The following is a 21,946-nucleotide window of genomic DNA, read 5'->3' as shown; positions in this document are numbered from 1 at the left end:
CCTCCAGCTTCCTCAGGTGTCGCGAATGCGCCGGATGGACGAGATCTTGAGCGTGTCGTCCTTCAGCGCAGTCTTGGTCTGGCAGATCCGAACGCTGAGATTGAAGGACAGGTTTGGCGGGCAGGCAGCGCGGCACCTACTGCGGTTGCGATGAAATCGCGGCGACGAAGGGCAATCGCTCCCGGTTCGGGAGCGCCGTCGAGCTTCGACACGTCGGTGCCGCCCTGCCATACGCTGGACAGCAGCCATCACTCCATGCACTTCCGGACGAACTGCACGCGTTCCACAAGCCCAAGGCCTTTCGCCTGCTTGCGGCAGCCTTCCAGTTTGTCGATGCGCAGCTCGACCTTCTGAGCCAAATTGAGTCCGATGTCGCCCGAAACCTGTGGCGCGGTGCCACCGGTCGGGGCCGTCTCGGCATCGGCGGACGGACCGTCTCCGGCGGCCCGCGCCGCAGCCTGCAGGCGCTTGATGTCTTCGGGCGACAGCTTTGGCCGGTCGATGTTCAGCGTGATCTTGTTCAGCTTGCCGGTGAAGGTGAACGGCGTGCTGTAGTCGTTATCGTCGACCGGCGTGCCGGTATCGGAACCGATGTCGAGCGATTCGTCGAACTGCAGGATGAAGGGAAGCGTATGCTCCATCTTTTGGGTTGCGACCTCGGTGCCGTCAACCTTCAGCACCCCGGTGCCGCCCTTGCCGACGCCGCTGTAATCGCCGAACGCCATCGTCGCCGGACCGAGTCCATCATACCTGAAATCGAATTCAAGTATGTGCTTGCCGGGCGTGAGGTCCGGTCCTTCCCAGCGCACGCGCTTGAGATCGACCAAATTCCAGGTGAACACCGGCTTGTTCTTCAACACGTAGAAGCCGTAACCAGCGAACCGGCCGCCTTGGGTGATCAGCATGCCGTCGCTGCCGCCCTGAGGTATCTCGATCTCGGCCTTGAAGTTGTAGGATGTATTGAGGATGCTCGGCGCGTCGCCGTTCGGGGTGCCGGTGATCGGCCTTGTCCAGACGAACTGCGAGCGGCCTGCGCTCAGACTCGGCCGCGGCGCGAGGGCTCTGGCGACCAGCGTCGAATCGAGCGGGAACACCTGATACTTCGTTGCCTCCTTGATGAACAATTCCTGCAGTTCCTTGAGCTTCGCCGGATTCTTGGCGGCGAGATCGTCGGACTGGGTCCAGTCATTGCGCAGGTCGTAAAGCTCCCATTGGAAGTTGGCCGGATCGACGGTCTTCGCGACTGTCACCCAGGGCGGCCGTATCACCGTGGTGCTGGCGATCCAGCCGTCGTCGTAAATGGCTCGATCTGCCATCATCTCGAAATATTGCGTCTTGTGCGTCGTGGGCGCATTCGCGTTGGTCTTGTCGAAGGTGTACATCATGCTGACACCCTCGATCGGGCTCTGCTTGATGCCATCCACCATGTCGGGCTGCTTGATCTTCGCCGCTTCGAGAATGGTCGGAACAATGTCGATGACGTGGTGGAACTGGTTACGAATCCCGCCCTTATCCGTGATCACCTTCGGCCATGAGATCGCCATGCCCTGGCGGGTCCCACCGAAGTGCGACACGATCTGCTTGGTCCAGGAGAATGGCGTATCGAACGCCCAGGCCCAGCCAATCGACATGTGGTTGTAGGTACGGTCAGTGCCCCAGACGTCGTAGAAATACTTTAGCTGGTCCTCGACCGATGGATTGGCGCCATTGAACATCGCCATTTCGTTCGGAGTGCCGTTGGGCTGACCCTCGGCGCTGGTGCCATTGTCGCCCTCGATGTATATGATCAACGTGTTGTCGAGCTTGCCCATGTCCTCGACTGCCTGGATCACGCGACCGATCTCGTTGTCGGCGTAGGCGGCATAGGCGGCGAACACATCGGCCTGGCGGACGAACAGCTTCTTTTCGTCGGCGCTAAGCTGATCCCATTCCTTGATCAGATCCTTCGGCCACGGAGTCAGCTTGGCGTTCTGCGGGATCACGCCGAGCTTCTTCTGGTTGGCGAAGATGGTCTCTCGCAGCTTGTTCCAGCCATCGTCGAACAGATGCATGGCGCTGATCTTGTCGACCCATTCCTTGGTCGGGTGATGCGGCGCGTGGGTCGCGCCCGGCGCAAATTTGATGAGGAACGGCTGATCGGGCGATAGCGCGTTCATCCGGTTCATGTAGTCGATGGCTTCGTCCGCCATCGCTGTCATCAGATTCCAGCCCGGCTTGTCGACAAAGGGATAGATCGGCGTGGTGTTGCGGACCAGCGTGCCCGACTGCCACTGGCTCGTGTCGCCGCCCATGAATCCGTAGAAATACTCAAAGCCCATGCCGGTCGGCCATTGATCGAACGGTCCGGCCTGGCTCGCCTGATATTCCGGTGTGTTATGGTTCTTGCCGAACCACGCGGTGTGGTAGCCGTTGTCGGTGAGGATGCGGCCGATCGTGGCCTTATCTTTGGTGATGATGCTGTCGTATCCGGGAAAGCCTGTGGCTTGCTCTGCGACCACCCCGAAGCCGGCCGAATGATGATTGCGCCCGGTGATCAGCGCGGCGCGGGTTGGCGAGCACAGTGCGGTCGAATGGAAATTGGTATAGCGCAGACCGTTCGCGGCGATGCGGTCGAGCGCCGGAGTCGGGATGACCCCGCCGAACGTGCTCGGTACGCCATACCCGGCATCATCTGTAATGATCAAAAGGACGTTCGGTGCGTTCTTGGGTGGCACGATACGCGCCGGCCAGTACGGCTTCGAATTCGTTGCCCCCTGTTCGATCTTGCCCCCAAACTTCTGCGGCGGCGGTGGAAGCTGGTCGCCGGGAATGGTGATGGTCGCAGCCGGGGAGCCCGGAGGTGGCGTGGTTGGCTGCGCTTGCTGTGCAAACGCCGGGGATATCGCCGATGCCAAAAATAGTACGGAAACAATCGCACGAAAATTCATTGCAAGCCCTCCTGAGAGGCGCTCAAACGCGCGGATGCTGTCATTCTTCAGGATCATGCAGAGAGTGACGTTGATGCAGATCAATCCACGGCATCCTCAAGATCGGTTTCAGCCGCTATATCGAGAAGTCTTCTGCGCTCTCGCGATCTCTCTTGGCTAACCAGGCGTGACCGAGGAAGATCACAAGGATCGCGTGGAGCGCGATCGCCGGCCATAAGAGGATGCCAGTTAACTGGTGGCCGATCGCGAGGTAAAGGAGGTAGATTGCTGCCAGGACGTTGTAGGTCATCAGCGCGCGAACGGATGATGGCAGTGGGCCCACCGCGCCAGAAGGGCAGGTGGCGAGTGTCAGTCCGAGCAGAGCGATAGCCGTCAGCCGGCCGAGCGCGCTGCCGGCATCCGAAAATTCACTGCCGAATACCAGCCGGGCGAACCATGACGGTCGAGCGAACAGGACGAGACCGGTCGCCGCGGCCTCGATGGCCGCGGCGAGAACGGTCCATCTTGCGATCTCCATGCCTTTCAACATACCGATCTCTGCTGACGCCCGAACTCATCCCACGCGTCTGACTGGTGGAATCTTGTAGGTGCCATCGAGCAACGGCTTGCTCGGCTGGTACGCGCGGATGGTCAAGTTGAACGGAAGACTCGGCGGACAGGGCAGCCAGTTTGCTTCCTTGTCGGCGCCAGGTGTCATGGCCTGGATGTAGATATCCAGCGAGCCGTCCGCGTTGTACTTGAGTGGCATTCCGGAAAGAATCCCGTAGCGGTCAATTGAGTTCCGTACGTAAAAATTCTCGCGATAGGGCGAGACGGACCAGACGCCGCTGGCCGAGGGCGGAAAGTCATCCTTGCCGAAATGCAGAACGTACCTGGCGGCACCATCCAGAACATTGCCATCGCCGTCCACGAATGCACTGGGATACACGGCATCATCGGAGGTCAACGCACCAAGTCCGAGCCAGGCGATCAGGGCGCGGGTGTTGTAGTCGGTGCCATATCTCCCGATATTCAGCATGTTGATCCAGCCGTTCACAGACGGCGCTTCGTAAGGTCCCTCCTGAAACTTCAGCCATACCTCGCCCGGTGCGCCATTCAGGCCCTTGATGATGGCGCGATCCAGCTTGCTGGTGTCGAACTCCTTGCCAGGTTCGATGCCGATCTTCTTGAGTTTCTCGAGCATCTTGGTGTCGGCCGGATAGGGCGGGTTGTCCTTCAACAGCGTCGCCAGACGCTTGAAAAACATCTCCCCCGTCATCAATCGCACCTGATCGTACGGAGTTGTGGTGAGGTCCACGGCAGGATCGATCGGAACGTCGCTGGGCGGCATATACGGCTTGCCCCATGCGCTGAGCGGCGTGATTAGAAGCTGATCCTGCAGGGCATGGATTTCCGGAAAGTCCTGCGGGCCCGCGGCCGACATCTGCACGAGCAACCATGCAAAGCGCGTCGGGCATCGGTAGACGTCCTTGATGTCCGACGGCGCGGTGCCGTTCCACTTGGGCCCGGCGACGAGGAACTTGCCTGCGCCCGTGCCGGTGGTGCGGCTGCCGATCGAGCCAAAATCGTCGGTCCACATATTCATCAACTGCAGGACGATGTAACGCCCCTTCGTGTCGGGGTGCGAGGCAACAAGCGGCTCCTTGTCGAGATCAAGAACGGCGAACGACCACACCGAGTTGACGCTGATCCGCACGACATCCTTGAAATCCGGGCTGACGTAGCCCTTCATCCGACCGAATTGGTTGATGGGTGCCTTGTATTCTCCCGACTTTGATGTCGCCGTGATCACGCCATTTGTCACGTCCATCATGACCAGCGGGAAGCCATAGACGTAGCACTCCATACCAAGCAGGTACGCGATCTCCTCTTTCACATCATCTTTCAGGTCCTTAAGGTCTCCCAGCTCTCCCTTCAGAAATTGGCCTAGTTCTTCCGCTCGAGTCTGCGCGGTGCTCGATCCTGGCAGCGTGGCGGCCGCGCCCAGCGCCAGAGCGCCCAGACCCAGATCACGGCGGTGGATCCTGAACGAATTCATCCACTGATTGGCGATGTTCATGGCGATCTCCTGTGCCTTGAGTTCAATCGCGGGTTCAATGCAGTGCTAGTTCTTGCCTGTCGTTTGTGACTTCGGCTCAGGTTCGAGCTTGAAGGTCAGTTTGTTGATCTTGCCGGTGAACTTGAACGGAGTGTCGTAGCGATACTCCACGAGGGCCACTCCCGTGCGGGTGTCTTGGCCGACATCGAAGGTCTCATCCTCGGGGAAAGTGACAGGTATGGTGTGCTCCAGGGAATTCCTGGCTACTTCCTTGCCATCCACCGAGAGCACGCCCGTGCCACCTTTGCCCAGGCCCGGTTCATCGGGCTTGAAGTCGAAGGCGATGGTGTGCTTGCCGGCGCTCAGCTCGGGTCCCTCCCACGTCGTGCGCTTGAGGTCGAGCAGGTTATAGAGGAACACCACCTTGCCTCGGCCGACGCCAAACTCGCCTTTGCTCAGGAACAGGCCGTAGCCTCCGAAGCGGCCGCCATGGGTGACGATCATCCCCTCAGCTCCGCCTTCGGGAATGTCCACTTCAGCGGTGATGCTGTAGCTCTTGTTCAGGATGTCGGGCGCCGCACTGGCGGGTGTGCCGATCAGTTCGCCCGAATACGTGAAGACCGTTCGTCCGGCCGTGAGACTCGGGCGCGGCGTGTTCCAGCGCGCCAGCGTCGAGTTGTCGAGCGGCAGCACGTTGTACTTCTTCGCCTCGGCGTAGAAGAGATCCTTCATCTGCTTGAGCTTGTCGGGCATCTTCGCCGCGAGATCGTTGAACTGCGTGGGATCTTCCTGAACGTTGTAGAGCTCCCAATTGTAGCCGGTGATCACGTCCGGCGGCGTCTTGGTGCTCAGCTCCCAGGGGAGCGTCGCAGGCGTCGTGGCCGCCACCCACCCGTCCTGATAGATGGCGCGATTGCCGAGCATCTCGAAATATTGCGTGGTGTGGCGCGACGCTGTGTTGGCGTTCGCCTTGTCCCACGTGTACGTCATGCCGACGCCTTCGATGGGAATCTGCTTGATCCCGTTGATCGTGTCGGGTTGCGAAATGCCGGTCGCTTCGAGAATGGTCGGCACGATGTCAATCACGTGGTGGAACTGGCGGCGGATGCCGCCGACGTCCGTGATGTGGCCCGGCCAGGACATGACCACGCCCTGGGCCGTCCCGCCGAAGTGTGATGGCACCTGCTTCACCCACTTGAAGGGTGTATCCATCGTCCACGCCCAGCCGGCCGCGAAATGCGGGAAGGTCCGCTCCGATCCCCAGAACGGATACCAGAGCAACTGATCCTTCACCGGCACGGGAACGCCATTGAAGGTGGTGAACTCGTTCGGTGTGCCGTTGAGCATGCCTTCGGCGCTCGCACCGTTGTCGCCGCCGATGTAGATGATCAGGGTGTTGTTTAGCTCTCCCAAGTCCTCGACCGCCTGGATGACCCGTCCGATCTCATGGTCGGCGTAGGCGAGATAGGCGCCGTAGATATCTGCCTGCTTGATGAAGAGCTTCTTTTCGTCCCAGCTCAGCGAGTCCCACTCCGGCAGGTCCTTCGGCCACGGGGTGAGCTTGGCGTTCTCGGGCATGATGCCGAGCCGCTTCTGGTTGGCGAAGATTGTCTCGCGCACCTTGTTCCAGCCCTCGTCGAACAGGTGCATGTCGCTGATCTTCTTGACCCACTCGGGCGTGGGGTGATGCGGCGCATGTGTGGCGCCCGGCACGTAATAGACGAAGAACGGCTTGTCCGGCGCGACCTCCTTGAGCTGCTTCATGTGCTGAATGGCCTCGTCGGCCATCGCAGTTTCCAGATTCCAGCCGGGATTGCCCTGGAAGGGATAGATCGCCGTCGTGTTGCGGAAGAGATTCGGCTGCCACTGGCTCGCATCGCCGCCGACGAAGCCGTAGAAATAATCGAAGCCCATTCCGTTCGGCCATTGGTCGAACGGCCCGGCCTGGCTCGACTGATAGGACGGCGTGTTGTGATCCTTGCCGAACCACGAAGTCGCGTAGCCGTTCGCCTTCAGAATGGTGCCGATCGTGCCTTTCTCGATCGGGATGATCGAGTCGTAACCCGGGAAACCCGTTGCGATTTCGCCGACCACCCCATAGCCGACCGAGTGATGGTTGCGTCCGGTGATCAACGCTGCGCGGGTCGGCGAGCATAGCGACGTCGAATGGAAGTTCGTGTAGCGCAAGCCGGCCTTTGCGATCCGGTCCATGCTGGGCGTCGGGATGATGCCGCCGAAGGTGCTCGGTGCGCCAAAACCCTGGTCATCCGTCATGATCACTAGCACGTTCGGCGCGCCCTTGGGCGGCACGACGCGCGGCGGCCACCATGGCGTCGACTCGGATGCCTTGTCCTTGATGACCCCACCGAACTTCGGATCGGGAGGCGGGAGCTGGTTGCCGGGAATGGTGATGGTCGCGGCCGGGGAGCCCGGAGGCGGCGTGGTCGGTTGCGCTTGCTGCGCAAATGCAGGGGCGGATATCGCCGATGTCAAAAATAGTATGGAAACAATCGCACGAAAATTCATTGCATGCCCTCCTGAGAGGTGCGCAAAACGCGCGGATGTTGTCATCCTTCAGGATCATGCAGAGAGTGACGTTGATGCAGATCAACCCACCGGGGGCGACGCCGAGGGGCAGCGTCGGTCGCCCGGCTATCCTAACCAGCAGGGCACGCTCATCTTTTGTATGGGTTTACCGGTGCCACGCGGGTCAAGCATCTGCAACACGCCAGCACATTGGAGAGCAGAACGCGCTCACACTCGCCATCGTGTACCGGACGGCCGAACGACGGAGCTTGAGCGAAATCAACGGGACGAAATTTCAGGGTCGCACACTTCCAAGGGCAAGCTTTCTTGACCTTCACCCCCGGATCGACAGCGACCCGCTATGCGCGTCCACAAGCTCAATCATCCCGTCGCCGGTGCCGTGCTCGCGATCACCTTGGTTGCAGCAATTTCGTTGGCGTCCTGGCAGAAGCTTCCTGCGAAGCACCGGCTTGCAGTCAAGAGCGATCGTCTCGAGCAAATCGATCCTCGTGACCTGGGGCTCGGTTGTGCGCAAGCCGTGTGGCCCTATGGATGTGCTTGGCAACTGCCTCCGGAAAGACGAGAGACGAAAAGGCACGTCCCAAAACGGCGGCAGGGATTGCTTTGGTTTTTCTCATGATCAGGCGCGAGGTTTTCACCGCAGCGGCTCGACCTTTGCAGCCATGTCGGGCGCACGGCTGACCCTGTAGGTCGCGTTGCCACACTTCAGCACCCACACGGCGTGGTCGGGCTTTGATCGTTGTCGATCCCTGACTGCACCGAGTGGCTTGTCACAGGCAAAGCCTTGCATGCGTATCTGCGCCGCGAGCATGCTCTGCGGCGTTTCCTGAGCGGTTTGGGCGGGCCCTGTCGTCAGTCCCATCGTGCTTGCCAGCACCAGTACACCAAGCGTCCTGTAAACGTTACCCTCCTGCTGTGACCGGGGACCTGCCTTCGCGAGCTTTGGCATGAATCATGTGGCCGGAACCTTCCGTTCGCCAACGAGCCTACTGCTTGTCTCGCATTGTCTTCGCGACCGTCTCCTTTTCTGCGGGCGACATCTCGTTCGGCCCGAGCTTCACGGTCAGCTTGTTGAGCTTGCCGGTGAAGCGGAATGGCACCTGGTAGTCCTGGTCATCCACCGACGTGCCGGTGTCGAGGCCGACGTTGAAGGTCTCATCCCACATCAGGGTTATGGGAAGACTGCGCGGCATCGGATGGCTGTCCACCACCTTGCCGTCCACCTTCAAGGTGCCGGTGCCGCCCTTGCCCAGGCCCGGTCCGTCATATTTCCAGTCGAACTCCAGCGTGTGCTTGCCCGGAGCGAGCGTCTCCTTGGCCTGCCACTTGACGCGCTCCAGGGCGACCAGATTCCAGGTAAACACCGGCCGGCCCTTCAGCAGGTAGAAGCCGTAGCCGGCGAACCGGCCGCCGTCGGTCATCAGCATGCCGTCGCCGCCGCCTTGGGGAACGTCGACCTCGGCGGTGACCGTGTACGACCGGTTCAGCAGGCTCGGCGCGGAGCCTGTTTCCGGGAACGGCACGTTGCTCAGCTCACCCGAATAGGTGAATTGGGTCCGGCCCGGAGCGTAGCTCGGCTTGTGCGAAATGAACCTGGTCAAACGCGTGTCGTCGAGCGGGAACACCTGGTACTTCGCAGCTTCCATGGTGAACAATTGCTGCATGTCGCGCAGCTTGTCCGGCATCTTGGCGGCGAGGTCGTTCGACTGCGTCCAGTCTTCGTTGATATTGTAGAGCTCCCAACGGTAGGCGTTCATGACGTCCGAGGGCGGCTCCGCCAAACTGAGGTCCCAAGGCGGGCTCAGCGGAGGCGTCGAGGCCATCCAGCCATCCTGATAAACGGCCCGCTTGCCGAACATTTCGAAGTACTGCGTCGTCCTCCGGCTGGGCGCGCTGCCACCTTCCCAGGTGTAGGCCATGCTCACGCCTTCGATCGGCTTCTGAGCGATGCCGTTGACCGTCACCGGCTCGGGGACGCCAACCGCCTCGAGGATTGTCGGCACGACGTCGATTACATGGTGGAATTGGTGACGGATGCCGCCAGCGTCCTTGATCCGCGCCGGCCAGGCCATGGCCATGCCGTTGCGGGTGCCGCCGAAATACGACGCGATCTGCTTGGTCCATTTGAAGGGCGTATCCCAGGCCCACGCCCAGCCCACCGCGTAGTGGGGGTAGGTCTGGTCGGAGCCCCAGGCGTCATAGAACTTCATGTTCATTTCGACCGTCGGGTGCACGGCGTTGGCAACCGCGAACTCGTTGTAAAGACCATGGAGCGTGCCCTCCGGGCTCGCGCCGTTGTCACCGCTGACGTAGATGACGAGCGTGTTGTCGAGCTTGCCGGTGTCCGCGATGGCCTGGATGACACGACCAATCTCGTAGTCGGTGTAAGCTAGATACGCAGCATAGACGTCGGCTTGCCGGGTGTAGAGCTTCTTCGCCTCGGGCGAAAGCGTATCCCACTTCGGGATGCTGTCCGGCCAGGCCGTTAGCTGCGCGTTCTGCGGAATCACACCCAGTCGTTTCTGGTTAGCGAAGATCTGTTCACGCAGGTCGTTCCAACCCTTGTCGAACAGATGCAAATCGCTGATCTTCTTGATCCACTCGGGCGTCGGATGGTGCGGCGAGTGCGTGCCGCCGGGCGCGTAGTAGATCATGAAGGGACGGTCGGGCTGGACGTCGTTCAGCATCTTGATGCGCCCGATCGCCTCATCGGCCATCGCGGTGATCAGATTCCAGCCGGGATTTCCCTGGAAGGGTTGGATCGGAGTGGTGTTGCGGAAGAGATTGTTCGGCTGCCATTGGCTCGTGTCATCGCCTGGGAAGCCGTAAAAGTAGTCGAAGCCCTTGATGGGTCCGGTCGGCCAGTTGTGGAAGGGGCCAGCCTGGCTCGCCTCCCACTGCGGCAGGTTGTGGTCCTTGCCGTACCACGAGGTGTCGTAGCCGTGCTGCCGAAGGATCTCGCCGATGGCGACGGCATCGCGCGGGATGATGCTGTTGTAGCCGGGGTAGCCGGTCGCCTGATCGACGACGACGCCAGTGCCCACGGAGTGATGGTTGCGGCCGGTGAGGAGTGCAGCGCGCGTTGGCGAGCACAGCGCCACGGTGTGGAACGCCGTGTAGCGCAGACCCGTTTGGGCGATACGGTCCAGCGCCGGCGTCGGGATCACGCCGCCGAACGTGCTTGGCGCGCTAAAGCCGACATCGTCCGTCATGATCAGAAGCACATTGGGCGCGCCCTTTGGCGGGACAATGCGCGCCGGCCAGTACGGCTTCGATTGCACGGCGTTGGGATTGATCTCGCCCCTGAACGGCTGCGGCGGATTTGGCAGGTACCTGCCGTCGATCGTGGTCGTCGCCCCGGGCGAACCGGGAGTGCCAGTGGTTTGCTGGGCGTTGGCGTTGAGGGCTGTCAACGGCATCAGCAAGAGAGCAGCGAGCAGAAAGCGCGAACTAATTCGGCGATGCAGGTTCGAGGCGCTCATCATTGGCTAACTCCCGAAAACCGAACTGATCTGACTTGGCTGGAAGCCGAAATCTTCTCTCCTGGTCGGCGGTACGTAGCCCCTACGTGAACCTCGGGGCAGTTTCCGTCTTAATCTGATCAAGACGGATCGCGCGCGAGCGGTGCTTTGAGCAGCTCGTGGCGTTATGTTTGCGGTGCAAATGCTGGAGGCGTGACGGTGAAGGCAGCGATCAGCGCAATAAGTATCTTGCGAGTATCCATTGCAATATACTCCGAACACGCGCGAATACTCTACTTCGGATCGCATCCGGCTGTCGAGCGCTGATCCAACTCGATGACACCCGAACGATGCCGGAGACATGAGCGACACAAACGGCTGAGGTTTGCTCGCTTATCATCCCGCACGAGTGCGTGACGAATGTCACAGCGACTTAACCAAGAGCGTTCGATGTGGCCGCCGCCTCTGGCAGGGGCACTATCTTGCAGTCTTCTTGCTACACACGGGCGCTGCTTGCCTAGATATGGATACCTCCGGTCAACGATGCTGTCGGTAATCCTACGGGCCAGCGGCGATGCTGAGTGCCTTTAGCGCAACATGTTGAGCCGAATCTGACGAAGTCGTTACCTTGGAACGAGACATTGAATCGCCGATCGATACACTGTCATTCGTCGGCGGGAGGACGAGCGGATGAAGCGGTACCTATCCGAACCAAAGTCTCATTGTCGGCTTATTCGCGCAACGATCGGTCTGGCTGTGGCATTGGCCGGAGTCTCGTCCGACCCAGCATATGCCGACGAGGATGGCGTTTCATACTGGCTTCCGGGGCGCTTCAGCAGCCTCGCGGCAGTCCCTGCGGTCCCCGGCTGGTCGATGGCCGAGGTCTATTATCACACCAGCGTGTCGGCCTTCGGTAACGCAGCCGCGGCAAGAGAAATCCGCGTCGGCCGGATCCCCGCTAACGTCAATGTCGATTTGAATCTGCGTTTAAACGCGCAGGCGGACCTTGTCCTGCTCAACCCGACCTACACGTTCGCGACGCCGGTACTTGGCGGACAATTGGCAATCGGCATCACCGGCTTGTTTGGCCGATCCGCCGCAACCCTCGACGGAACGCTGACAACAGCGGTCGGGCCCTTTGTGACGACCCGCACGGGGACCCTCTCTGATTCAATCACCTCGGTGGGCGATCTGTATCCGCAAGCAACGCTGAAGTGGAACGCCGGCGTCCACAATTTCATGACCTATTTGACCGGCGACATTCCTGTTGGCGCCTACTCTCCAACCCGTCTTGCTAACCTCGGCATCGGACACGGCGCGATCGACGGCGGCGGCGGCTACACCTATTTCAATGAGAAGGCGGGGCACGAATTTTCCGCAGTCGCCGGGTTCACCTACAATTTCAAGAATCCTGACACGCAATATCGGAATGGCGTCGATTTCCACATCGATTGGGGTGCTTCGCAGTTTCTCTCGAAGCAGCTCTTCGTCGGGCTGGTCGGCTACTACTATCAACAGGTCACGGACGATTTTGGTCAGCCCCCGATCCTTGGGGGTTTTCGGTCGCGCGTGGTGGGAGTCGGTCCTCAGATCGGATACCTGTTTCCGGTCGGTGACCTGCAGGGGTATTTGAACCTGAAAGGGTACGGCGAGTTTGCCGCAGAAAATCGGCCAGCTGGCTGGAATACGTGGCTGACTTTCTCGCTGTCGCCAATGGCGCCGACCAGCACGGTCGCGCCGACGCGAAGGATCGTGACGAAGTAAACGCGGCCTACGTTCGTCATCGCGCTTCGATTCTCTCAGCGGTTCAGTGACGGGCTTTGGCGACCTGATCCCCAGTTCGCAATGCGCCGGAATGCGGGCGTCAACAACTACATGACCTAGTCGTGGGTGACATCCCTGTCGGCGCTTACCAGTCCGCGCGCCTCGCCAATATCGGGCTCGGACATGGGACGATCGATGCAGGCGGTGGCTACACCGATTTCAATCCGCAGACCGGCCATGAACTCTCTGGCGTGCTCGGCTTCACCTACAATTTCAAGAACACTGACACGCAGTATCAATGCGGCGTCGGCATGTACTTCGACTGGGGCGCCTCTCAAATCCTGACCAAGCCAATCCAGGTCGGTCTGGTGGGCTACGTCTATAAGCAGCTCGGTTGCGATAGCGGCTCCGGCGATCGCCTCGGCTGCTTCCGCTCGCAGGTCGCGAGCGTCGGCCGGCAAGTCGGGTTCATCTTTCCGGTTGGCGACATGCAGGGTTATCTGAACCTGAAGGCCTACAAGGAATTTGCCGCGGAAAACCGGCCCGACGGCTGGAATGCCTGGGTGACGTTTGTCATCTCGCCGGCAGCGCCTGCGCCGACCGCGCCACCGAAGCGGATGACTACAAAGTAGTACCCACATCGCGCTGACGATCTCTCTGGAGACCAGCGGCAACACCTGTTGCGCGCATCATCAAGGCTGACGCCCATGGGCGGTCGGCCTTTGCTTCCCATTCAAGAGCGCGAGTCGTTTGAGATGGATCAAACCGATTGATCGCGGCTCATCGATTATTGACAACGAGGAAAAAAGGGCATCCGGGCGTGTACTGCTTCGAGGAGGCAGGCCATGGCGCAACAAGTACTGGGTGGGACTGCCGAAAACCTCGGCCTTGAGGGCCGCGACGTCGGCGAAGCAAAGTCGACTTTCGATCGCTTGTTGAGAGCTTATTTCGCAAGGCTGGTCGGAGAGTTTCCGGCGCTGAGCGACGTCAGCCACGAGCCTCCCCCTGGTCGACGAAATCGCCACTCCCCCTCGAACGAGCCGCACGTAGCGCGCGACGGAGTGGCGTAGCTCTCGCGCCCTGCGCAATGCGGGAACGCCGACGTGAGCTTGATCTGGATCAAGGCCGGTCCCGTAACGTCGTGCCCCGTTATGCCCGACGTTCGCCGAGTGCCGGAGAGTTCACATGTCTCTTGCTGCATCACGTGCCCGCACCGTGTTTCGTCCGTCGCAATCGCGGGCACAGCACTCGCTCCGGCGACTATCCCCATCCGCCTTGTTACCGAACGACGGGCCGTTTGACCGGCGCGGTCGGTTTACCGCCTGCGCCCGGCCAGCAAAGGAGCGCTGATCCCATGAAGAAGACGTGCTTGCTTACCGTCCTTTGCGGGCTTGAGGTTGTCCTGGTCACGGCCGCCCTCGCCAAGGCGCCGCACGCAAAGATCGCGGCGGCCGCCGATGTTCGCCGGCCTGCTCCTCCGGCGGTTAGCTGCGGGAACGGCTTCATCTGCAGGCAAGACCTCTTCGATCGCAACAACCGGAGCAACCTGCGATCCGATTGGCCCGGTCCCCCGGCTCAACCGGGGCAATTCTAGCGCGGTGCCTCGTGGTGGCAGTTCAGGGGGGCATTTGATAGAGTTTGAAGGAGGTCAAGATGACGATGGCAGCATTATCCGCAGCGCTCCTCGGGACCCAACTGCTCGTGATGCCCGTCTCCGATCGCGTCCCCGAATTGAAGGTAGAGGCGACGTGCCAGGCGACCACAGCTGATGACAAGGCAATGGGGCTTGCCCTTTCCCAGAGCTTCGCAGACTGCATGCGCGATGAGTTGGCTGCGCAGCAACAGCTCAGCACGGTGTGGAGCGCTGCGCCAAATCCCCTTCGCGATAGCTGCGAAGGGGAAGCCTCGGCCGGCGGAAGTCCGAGCTATGTCGATCTTCTCACCTGTATCCAAATGGCGGAGTGGGTGAAGTCGCCCTCGACGGCACCGCGTTTGAGAGGAGCGAGCAAGAACCGAAATTCGCAGTGATCCGGCGCTCGCTCGCGGAGCGCAACTCGCTTTTATTGGAAGCCCATTCGACAGGGGCTCTCCTGATCATTTGAACGAAGGAGTGATTTGTATGAAACATTTTCCGATCGTTGTCGCCGTGATGACAGCTGCGCTTGCGCCGACTCCTGTGTCAGCCCAGTCGATCAATCTGACCGGCATCTACAAATGTGTCCGAATGTGCCAGGGAAATTTGCCGGCTTACATTACCCAAAACGGGACTGAACTTAATCTCCTGACGGAAGCGGGGCAGCCGTCCCGCGCGTGGCCCGACTGGTACTGGCCGGCAACCCGGATCTGGATCGACGCATTCAACCAGAGTGCGGTCTATTCGCCGGATGGCATGCTCATTCAGTTCGACAATGGCACCATCTGGCAGCGCGATTTGGGGCCCGTCCCGCCACCGCCGCGCTCTCGCCGGTAAGAGACGGCAGGTGGCAAATTTCGCCATCGGTGCGCCCGTCGCTGTTGGGCGCAAGACTCGAAACGAATAGCGATTCAACAACGGAAGAAGGAGGTCGACCATGAAACATACCTGCAGAAACTGGTGCTTTGGAGCTGCCATTATTGCCGTCGCCGCGATCGGTTCCGTGCAATGGTCGCACGAGCGTGGTCTGTCATTTTCGGTCGACAGCGCGCAGGCGAGGGTGGGACGGCCGGCGACGCCCGCAAGTGTTGCCGGAGTCGCGCGACGGACCACGCGCCGGGCTGTCGTGGGCGGGGCGGTAGCGGCAGGGGCTGCGGCCACCGTCGTGGCGCCGGCATGCGCCCGTGTGCTGGTGAACGGAGTATGGGTCTGTCGCTAGGCAGCGCAAACGATCGAAATCTGATCTATTCACCGAATAACGGCACGAGCAGCAAGGCACATCAGAGATGTCAATATGACGACTGCGCGGCGGGTTGCCCGGTGCAGTGTTGCCGAGGCCGCTCAACCCTGGCGGCGTAGAAAGCCCGTGATCGTGACCTTGTCCCAGATGCCGGCCGCGGCGAAGGGATCGGCGCGGTTGAAGGCTTCGACCTCCGCTCGGCCCGGCGCCTCGATCAGAAACAGGCTGCCGATCATGGTTGCGCCGTCGTCGGAGACGAGCGGCCCCGACATCACGATCTTGACGCCGAAGCGCGAGGTGTCGCTGAGGAAGGTCTTGTGGGCGTCGTAATTGGCGAGCCGGGTCGGCAGCGCGCCGGTGCGGTCGATGGCATGAATGGCGAACAGCATGGTGTCTCCGTTTATGTCTTGGTCTTCTTGGGACGGCCGCGGGTGCGGCCGTCCGTGCTTGTGATGATCGGTTGGGTTACTTGGCGCCGAGCTTGCCGGCGTCCTCGAAGGTCGGGCAGGTCCGCTGCTCCAGCGGCACGTCGAACGGCTGGAAATTGTCCTTGGTGATGACGGTCGGCTTCAGCACGATCTCGCCGATGACGGGCTGACTGCGCAAGGAGCGGATCGCCATCATGGTGCCGAGGCAGCCTTGCGCAAATCCGTTGTAGTCGCCGCTCGCGAGCAGCTTGCCGGACTTGATCGCGTCGATCGCCTCCTTGGTGCCGTTGATGCCGATCACCTGCGCCTTGCGGTTGGCGCCGTCGAGCGCCTCGATCGCACCGACCGCCATGGCGTCGTTGGCGGCCAGCACGCCGTCGATCTGCGAATTCGACTGCATCAGGTTTTCCATCACCTGGAGCGCCTGGAGCCGCTGGTAGTTGCCGGGCTGCGAGGCCAGCAGCTTGGCGCCCGCGTTTTCCTTCAGCGCGTCGTTGAAGCCGCGGACGCGGTCGACATTGGTCAGGGAGCCCTTGACGCCCTCGATGATGACGATGTTGCCCTTGCCACCCAGCGTCTTGAGCAGGAAGCGTGCGGTTTCCAGCCCAAGGCTGTAATCGTCGGCGCCGACGAAGGACAGGAATTTTCCGCCGGCCGAGCGGTCGGTGATGTTGACGACGGGGATCTTGGCTTCGTTGATCTTCTCGACCCCCGGCACCATCGCCTTGTAGTCCACCGGCGTGAAGACGATGGCGCTCGGCTTCTTCACCACGACGTCCTCGATCTGGCTGAGCTGCTCGGGGATCGAGTCCGGCTTGGTCGGGATGTACTGCAGCGTCTTCGCGTTCAGCGCTTTCGCCATGTTGTCGGCGCCGACCCGCACCGTCTGGAAGAACGGGTTGGTCTGGTTTTTGGTGAAGACGGCGATGGTCTCGCCGTCGGCACGCACCTCGGTGGTGATCGCGGCCGCCATCAGCAGCGGCAGCGCCAGATAGCCCAGTTTCAGTCTCATGTTGCCTCCATCCCTCATTTTGCTTGTTGGAACTCTAGGAACTCATTGCGCGCGGCGGCGGGTCTTCATGTCGAGCCAGACCGCGAGGATGACGATGACGCCGGTGACGAGCGGCTGCCAGTTGGCGCTGACCGAGAGCAGGTTCATGCCGTTCAGCACCAGCGTCAGGATCAACGCGCCGATGAAGGTGCCGAACACGGTGCCGACACCGCCGAACAGCGAGGTGCCGCCGATCAGCACGGCCGCGATTGCCGGTAGCGTCAGGCTCTCGCCGATGTCGGCCTCGGCCGAATTGAGCCGCGACAGGAAGATGATCGAGGCGAGCCCCGCCATGGTGCCGGAGACGGCATAGACCAGCAGCAGGCGCCGCGCGACCGGAATGCCGGAGAGCCGCGCCGCGACCGGATTGGCGCCGATCGCGTAGATCTCCTGGCCCCAGATCGTGCGCTGGGCAAACAGCGTTCCGATGCCGAGGAAGACCAGCAGCAGGTAGACCGGGATCGGCAGGCCGAACAGATAGCCGCTGCCGATCTGGCGGAAGCCTGCCGGAAAACCGTGAAGGGTCTCGCCCGCCATGTACCAGTAGGTCAGGCCGTTCAGCACCCAGAGCATGCCATAGGTCGCGATGAAGGAGGGGATGCGCAGCGCGGTGACCATGACACCGTTGAGAAGGCCGACGATGCCGCCGCAGGCAAGGCCGGTGAGGATGCCGAGTGCCGGCGAGCCGGTCTTGTGGATCACGGTTCCGGCGATACAGGCCGACAGCGCGACATTGGCGCCGACGGAGAGATCGAGGCCCGCGGTCAGCACCACCAGCGTCAGGCCGGAGGCGATGAAGAAGGTCAGGCTCGCCTGCCTCAGCACATTGAGGATGTTGCCGAGGCTCAGGAAGGAATCGCTGAGCACGGCCAGCACGGCGCAGATCAGCAAAGCTGCGAGCAGGCGATAGAACACCTGGATCGCGTCCTGCGACAGGAAGGAGCGGGGCGGCACGATCGCCTCCTTGGTGATGTCGGTCATGCGCGGCTCCGCAGGCCGTCGAGGAATAGTGCGACGATGACGAGGACGCCGACGCTTGCGACCTGCACCGACGAAGGCATCGAGATCAGGTTGAGCCCATTGCGAAGCACGCCGACCGCGATCACGCCCAGCAACGTGCCAAGCAGCCAGCCATTGCCGCGCTCAAACGAGGTGCCGCCGACCGCGACCGCTGCGATCGCATCGAATTCAAGGCCGAGGCCCGCGGTCGGATGACCTGAATTCATCCGCGCGGTCATCAACAGGCCCGCGATGCCGGCCATGGCGCCGCCGAGCGCATAGACCGCGATCAGCAGCTTGTTCGGCGAGAGGCCGGCATAGCGCAGCGCCTCGCGGTTGCCGCCGAGCGCGAAGATGTAGGTGCCGAAGCGGGTGTGATAGAGCAGGCCGTGAAACGCGGCGTAAGTCACCAGCGCCATCACGATCGGCACGGGAACGCCGAGCAGCGTCGCCGAGTAGATGTCGCGCACGCTGTGAGGAATGCCGACCACGCTCTGGCCGTCGCTGACGATCAGCGATAGGCCCTGGGCCATGCCGAGCGTGCCGAGCGTCGCGACGAAGGGCGGAATGCCGAGAATGGCAACCAGCCAGCCGTTGACGGTGCCGAAGGCCGCGCCGACCAGCAGGCCGGCACCTAAGCCCAGGAGCATCGACTTGGTCGCGAGCGACACGATCGCGACGCAGAGCGAGGTCAGCGTCAGCACTGCACCCATCGACAGGTCGAGCCCCTCGGTCATGATGATCAGGGTCATCGGCAGCGCGAGCATGGTGAGGATGGTCGACTGCACCAGCACGTTGGAGAGGTTGGCGACCGACAGGAAGCCGGGTGCGATCGCGCTGAACAGCGCGATCAGCAGCACCAGCACGATGGCAACGCCGGGAATGCGTTGCAGCGGATTGGGCTCGGAAACGACCGCAGCTTCACGCATGATGCATCCCCAGTCGCACGATGTTCTCCTCGGTCAGTTCGTTGCGCGTCAGGTGTCCCGCGATGCGGCCCTCGCGCATCACATAGGCGCGGTCGCAGACATGGCAGATCTCGACCTGCTCGGACGAGATCATCAGTGCGGCGGCGCCTTCCGCGACCAGGCGGTCGATCAGCGCAAAAATCTCGGACTTGGCGCCGATGTCGATGCCTCGCGTCGGCTCGTCGAAGATGAAGAGCTTCGAGCCGGCGGCCAGCCACTTGCCGATCACGACCTTCTGCTGGTTGCCGCCCGAGAGCAGGCCGACGGTCTGGCGCGCGCTGGGCGTCGCGATCCTCAGCTGCCGGATCAGGCCGTCGGAGGTGCGCTGCGCCGAACGCTGGTCGAACAGTCCGCTCGGGAACAGTTTTCGCAGCGCCGACACCACCAGATTGTCGCTCACCGACCGCAGCAGAGCGAGGCCCTCGCTCTTGCGGCTCTCCGGGATCAGCGCGATGCCGCGGCGGGCGGCGAGATCAGGCTCGCCGGAGATGGTCTTGCCGTCGAAGATGATCTCGCCGGAGCTGACGGGATCGGCGCCGAAGATGGCGCGCGCGACTTCGCTGCGGCCGGAGCCGACCAGGCCGCACAGGCCGACGATCTCGCCCCGGCGCACCTCGATGTTGATGTCGGAGATCCCGGTCGAGGAGCTCAGGCCCTTGACCTGCAGCAGTACCTCGCCGGGCTTGTCGGCGAAATTGCGCGGATAGGTCATGTCGACGGTGCGTCCGACCATCATGCGGACGAGCTGGTCCGGCGTGACGTCGGCCGGGCGGACGCCGTCGATGCGGCGGCCGTCGCGCAGCACCGTGATGCGATCGCCGAGCGCGAACACCTCCGCCATGCGGTGCGAGATATAGACGATCGACACGCCGTCGGCTTTCAGCCGCGCGATCAGCGCGAACAGGAGCTCGGTCTCGCGGTCGGACAGCGCCGCGGTCGGCTCGTCCATGACGAGGATGCGTGCGTTCTGGCTGATCGCCTTGGCGATCTCGACCATCTGCTGCTGCGCCACCCCGAGCTTGTCCACGATCGTGGAGGGATCGATGTCGAAGCCGATGGTGCCGAGCACGCGTTTGGCGTCGGCGAGGATCTTGCTCCGGTCGATCGTGCCGGGGATGCGGCCCTTCGGCTCGCGGCCGAGGAAGATGTTCTGGGCGATGTCGAGATGGGGGACCAGCGAGAACTCCTGGAAGATCACGGCAATGCCGAGCTTCTGTGCATCCGCGGCCGAGCCGATCGCGACCTTCTCGCCCTTGTAGTAGAACTCGCCGGCATCGGCGCGGTAGGCGCCGCACAGCACCTTCATCAGGCTCGACTTGCCGGCGCCGTTCTCCCCCAGCAGCATATGGACTTCGCCGGGGAAGACGGCAAAGGACACGTCATCCAGCGCCTTGACGCCGGGAAACTCCTTGCTGATGCCGCGCAGCTCGAGCAGCGGCGTGGGTGAGGTGACCTCGATCGGAAGCGCGTCGCTCATGCCTTGGCTCCGCCCGCAAAGATCTTTCCGGGATTCATCAGTCCATCAGGATCGAGCGCGGTCTTGATCGCTCGCATCACGTCCACGGCCTCGCCGAGCTCGTCAGCGAGATAGTCGATCTTGCCGAGCCCGATGCCGTGTTCGCCGGTGCAGGTGCCGTCCATGGCAATGGCGCGGGCGACCATGCGGGCCTGGAGCGCCTTGGCGCCCTCAGCTTCGTCCGGTTTTGCCGGATCGATCAGGATCAGCATGTGGAAGTTGCCGTCGCCGACATGGCCGACGATCGGCGCGGTGAAGCCGTGCTCGTCCGCGTCGCGTCGCGTCTCGGTCAGGCATTCCGCCAGCCGCGAGATCGGCACGCAGACATCGGTGATCACGGCGCGCGCGCCGGGCCGGAGGCCCAGGCCCGCATAGAGCGTGTTGTCGCGGGCGTGCCAGAGCCGGCTGCGGTCTTCCTGCGCCTTGGCCCAGGCAAATCCATGACCGCCATGGTCGGCGGCGATCGCCTCTGCGGCCTCGGCCTGCTCGGCGACGGAGGCCTCGGAGCCGTGGAATTCGAAGAACAGGGTCGGGGCCTCGCGATAGCCGAGCTTTGCGTAGGCATTGATGCCGCGCATCATGACGTCGTCGAGCAGCTCGATGCGCGCCACGGGGATCGCGGACTGGATCACGGAGATCGCGGTGTCCACGGCATTGTGCAGGGTGTCGAAGCTGCAAACCGCGGCCGAGATTGCCTGCGGCACGGGATGCACCTTCAGCGTGATCTCGGTGATGAGCCCGAGGGTGCCTTCGGCGCCGACGAACATGCGCGTCAGGTCGTAACCGGCGGCCGACTTGCGGGCGCGCCTGGCGGTCCGGATCACGCGCCCGTCGGCCAGCACCACCTCCAGCGCCATGACGTTGTCCTTCATTGTGCCATAGCGCACCGCCATGGTGCCGGAGGCCCTCGTCGATGTCATGCCGCCGATCGAGGCATCGGCGCCGGGATCGATCGGGAAGAACAGGCCTGTGCCGCGCAGCTCCGCATTGAGCTGCTTTCGCGTGATGCCGGGCTGCGCCACGACGTCCATGTCGCTGTCGTGCACGGCCAGCACCTTGTTCATGCGCGCGAAGTCGAAGCAGACGCCGCCGGCGACCGAAGCCGCATTGCCCTCGAGCGAGGTGCCGGCGCCGAACGGGACGATCGGCATGCCCGCGCTTGCGCACAGCTTCACGATGTCGACCACTTCCTGCGTGGTTTCAGGAAAGACGACGATGTCGGGCGGCAAATTGCGATAATGCGACTCGCTCTGGCCGTGCTGATCGAGCACGCCGCGCGCGACGCTCGCGCGCGGGCCGATCATGCCGGTGAGGCGATCGGCCAATGCTACTGTGCTGACCCGCGGTCCCATCCTTGCTCCCTGTCTGCCCCGA

General features: G+C 62.2%; 14 protein-coding genes and 1 pseudogene. 4 read left to right on the top strand and 11 right to left on the bottom strand.

Annotation, left to right across the window (positions count from 1 at the left end):
• Nucleotides 1–248: 248 nt before the first annotated feature.
• The 5 genes from AB5K84_RS33840 to AB5K84_RS33820 form a co-directional block, all read right to left on the bottom strand.
• Nucleotides 249–2,927, bottom strand: coding sequence for an arylsulfatase (locus AB5K84_RS33840; RefSeq protein WP_038965877.1), 2,679 nt, complete (start codon nucleotides 2,925–2,927; stop codon nucleotides 249–251).
• A 115-nt stretch (nucleotides 2,928–3,042) separates the two neighbouring features.
• A complete protein-coding gene (locus tag AB5K84_RS33835; protein ID WP_011085448.1) occupies nucleotides 3,043–3,456 on the bottom strand; it encodes a hypothetical protein in 414 nt (137 codons plus the stop codon).
• A gap of 24 nt (nucleotides 3,457–3,480) precedes the next feature.
• Entirely contained in the window at nucleotides 3,481–4,986 is a 1,506-nt protein-coding gene (locus tag AB5K84_RS33830; RefSeq protein ID WP_011085449.1) for a DUF1254 domain-containing protein, read from the bottom strand.
• A gap of 45 nt (nucleotides 4,987–5,031) precedes the next feature.
• Entirely contained in the window at nucleotides 5,032–7,491 is a 2,460-nt protein-coding gene (locus tag AB5K84_RS33825; RefSeq protein ID WP_011085450.1) for an arylsulfatase, read from the bottom strand.
• A gap of 1,007 nt (nucleotides 7,492–8,498) precedes the next feature.
• Nucleotides 8,499–10,997 carry an arylsulfatase gene (locus AB5K84_RS33820; protein ID WP_011085452.1) on the bottom strand — a complete coding sequence of 833 codons (2,499 nt, stop codon included), beginning with the start codon at nucleotides 10,995–10,997 and terminating at the stop codon, nucleotides 8,499–8,501.
• Between the two features lie 666 nt (nucleotides 10,998–11,663).
• On the opposite strand from AB5K84_RS33820, the gene AB5K84_RS33815 reads away from it, so the two are divergent.
• The 4 genes and pseudogenes from AB5K84_RS33815 (at nucleotide 11,664) to AB5K84_RS33800 (ending at nucleotide 15,207) form a co-directional block, all read left to right on the top strand.
• Complete coding sequence (locus AB5K84_RS33815; RefSeq protein ID WP_011085453.1) at nucleotides 11,664–12,737, top strand: SphA family protein; 1,074 nt, start codon at nucleotides 11,664–11,666, stop codon at nucleotides 12,735–12,737.
• A gap of 19 nt (nucleotides 12,738–12,756) precedes the next feature.
• A pseudogene (locus tag AB5K84_RS33810) lies at nucleotides 12,757–13,369 on the top strand (SphA family protein); the annotation flags it as partial.
• A gap of 1,021 nt (nucleotides 13,370–14,390) precedes the next feature.
• Nucleotides 14,391–14,765, top strand: a complete 375-nt coding sequence (locus AB5K84_RS33805; protein WP_038965870.1) for a hypothetical protein — start codon at nucleotides 14,391–14,393, stop codon at nucleotides 14,763–14,765.
• A gap of 91 nt (nucleotides 14,766–14,856) precedes the next feature.
• Complete coding sequence (locus tag AB5K84_RS33800) at nucleotides 14,857–15,207, top strand: hypothetical protein (RefSeq protein ID WP_161536001.1); 351 nt, start codon at nucleotides 14,857–14,859, stop codon at nucleotides 15,205–15,207.
• Between the two features lie 504 nt (nucleotides 15,208–15,711).
• Here the strand turns inward: AB5K84_RS33800 and AB5K84_RS33795 are convergent.
• From AB5K84_RS33795 to AB5K84_RS33770, 6 genes are all read right to left on the bottom strand, one after another.
• Nucleotides 15,712–15,999, bottom strand: a complete 288-nt coding sequence (locus AB5K84_RS33795; RefSeq protein WP_011085458.1) for a YciI family protein — start codon at nucleotides 15,997–15,999, stop codon at nucleotides 15,712–15,714.
• Between the two features lie 76 nt (nucleotides 16,000–16,075).
• Nucleotides 16,076–17,050: a sugar ABC transporter substrate-binding protein gene (locus tag AB5K84_RS33790; protein ID WP_063921423.1), complete on the bottom strand. Its 975-nt coding sequence runs from the start codon at nucleotides 17,048–17,050 to the stop codon at nucleotides 16,076–16,078.
• Between the two features lie 42 nt (nucleotides 17,051–17,092).
• Nucleotides 17,093–18,070: an ABC transporter permease gene (locus AB5K84_RS33785; protein ID WP_011085460.1), complete on the bottom strand. Its 978-nt coding sequence runs from the start codon at nucleotides 18,068–18,070 to the stop codon at nucleotides 17,093–17,095.
• Nucleotides 18,067–19,017, bottom strand: a complete 951-nt coding sequence (locus AB5K84_RS33780) for an ABC transporter permease (RefSeq protein ID WP_011085461.1) — start codon at nucleotides 19,015–19,017, stop codon at nucleotides 18,067–18,069. Before AB5K84_RS33780 ends, AB5K84_RS33785 begins: the two co-directional genes overlap by 4 nt.
• Nucleotides 19,010–20,533 carry a sugar ABC transporter ATP-binding protein gene (locus AB5K84_RS33775; RefSeq protein ID WP_011085462.1) on the bottom strand — a complete coding sequence of 508 codons (1,524 nt, stop codon included), beginning with the start codon at nucleotides 20,531–20,533 and terminating at the stop codon, nucleotides 19,010–19,012. The genes AB5K84_RS33780 and AB5K84_RS33775 overlap by 8 nt, the downstream gene beginning before the upstream one ends.
• Nucleotides 20,530–21,924 carry an FAD-linked oxidase C-terminal domain-containing protein gene (locus tag AB5K84_RS33770; protein WP_011085463.1) on the bottom strand — a complete coding sequence of 465 codons (1,395 nt, stop codon included), beginning with the start codon at nucleotides 21,922–21,924 and terminating at the stop codon, nucleotides 20,530–20,532. The genes AB5K84_RS33775 and AB5K84_RS33770 overlap by 4 nt, the downstream gene beginning before the upstream one ends.
• Nucleotides 21,925–21,946: the final 22 nt, after the last annotated feature.

The sequence above is a fragment of the Bradyrhizobium sp. 1200_D9_N1_1 genome, from assembly GCF_052075915.1.
In the GTDB taxonomy this organism is placed as follows: domain Bacteria; phylum Pseudomonadota; class Alphaproteobacteria; order Rhizobiales; family Xanthobacteraceae; genus Bradyrhizobium; species Bradyrhizobium diazoefficiens.
Note: the sequence above shows the minus strand (reverse complement) of the source record. Positions and strands in the feature narration are given on the sequence as shown.

Coding starts and splice junctions, on each gene's coding strand:
- AB5K84_RS33820 (WP_011085452.1), bottom strand. CDS start 10,997: ATGATGAGCGCCTCGAACCTGCATCGCCGAATTAGTTCGCGCTTTCTG.
- AB5K84_RS33805 (WP_038965870.1), top strand. CDS start 14,391: ATGACGATGGCAGCATTATCCGCAGCGCTCCTCGGGACCCAACTGCTC.
- AB5K84_RS33800 (WP_161536001.1), top strand. CDS start 14,857: ATGAAACATTTTCCGATCGTTGTCGCCGTGATGACAGCTGCGCTTGCG.
- AB5K84_RS33785 (WP_011085460.1), bottom strand. CDS start 18,070: ATGACCGACATCACCAAGGAGGCGATCGTGCCGCCCCGCTCCTTCCTG.
- AB5K84_RS33840 (WP_038965877.1), bottom strand. CDS start 2,927: ATGAATTTTCGTGCGATTGTTTCCGTACTATTTTTGGCATCGGCGATA.
- AB5K84_RS33775 (WP_011085462.1), bottom strand. CDS start 20,533: ATGAGCGACGCGCTTCCGATCGAGGTCACCTCACCCACGCCGCTGCTC.
- AB5K84_RS33780 (WP_011085461.1), bottom strand. CDS start 19,017: ATGCGTGAAGCTGCGGTCGTTTCCGAGCCCAATCCGCTGCAACGCATT.
- AB5K84_RS33815 (WP_011085453.1), top strand. CDS start 11,664: ATGAAGCGGTACCTATCCGAACCAAAGTCTCATTGTCGGCTTATTCGC.
- AB5K84_RS33790 (WP_063921423.1), bottom strand. CDS start 17,050: ATGAGACTGAAACTGGGCTATCTGGCGCTGCCGCTGCTGATGGCGGCC.
- AB5K84_RS33770 (WP_011085463.1), bottom strand. CDS start 21,924: ATGGGACCGCGGGTCAGCACAGTAGCATTGGCCGATCGCCTCACCGGC.
- AB5K84_RS33830 (WP_011085449.1), bottom strand. CDS start 4,986: ATGAACATCGCCAATCAGTGGATGAATTCGTTCAGGATCCACCGCCGT.
- AB5K84_RS33835 (WP_011085448.1), bottom strand. CDS start 3,456: ATGTTGAAAGGCATGGAGATCGCAAGATGGACCGTTCTCGCCGCGGCC.
- AB5K84_RS33825 (WP_011085450.1), bottom strand. CDS start 7,491: ATGAATTTTCGTGCGATTGTTTCCATACTATTTTTGACATCGGCGATA.
- AB5K84_RS33795 (WP_011085458.1), bottom strand. CDS start 15,999: ATGCTGTTCGCCATTCATGCCATCGACCGCACCGGCGCGCTGCCGACC.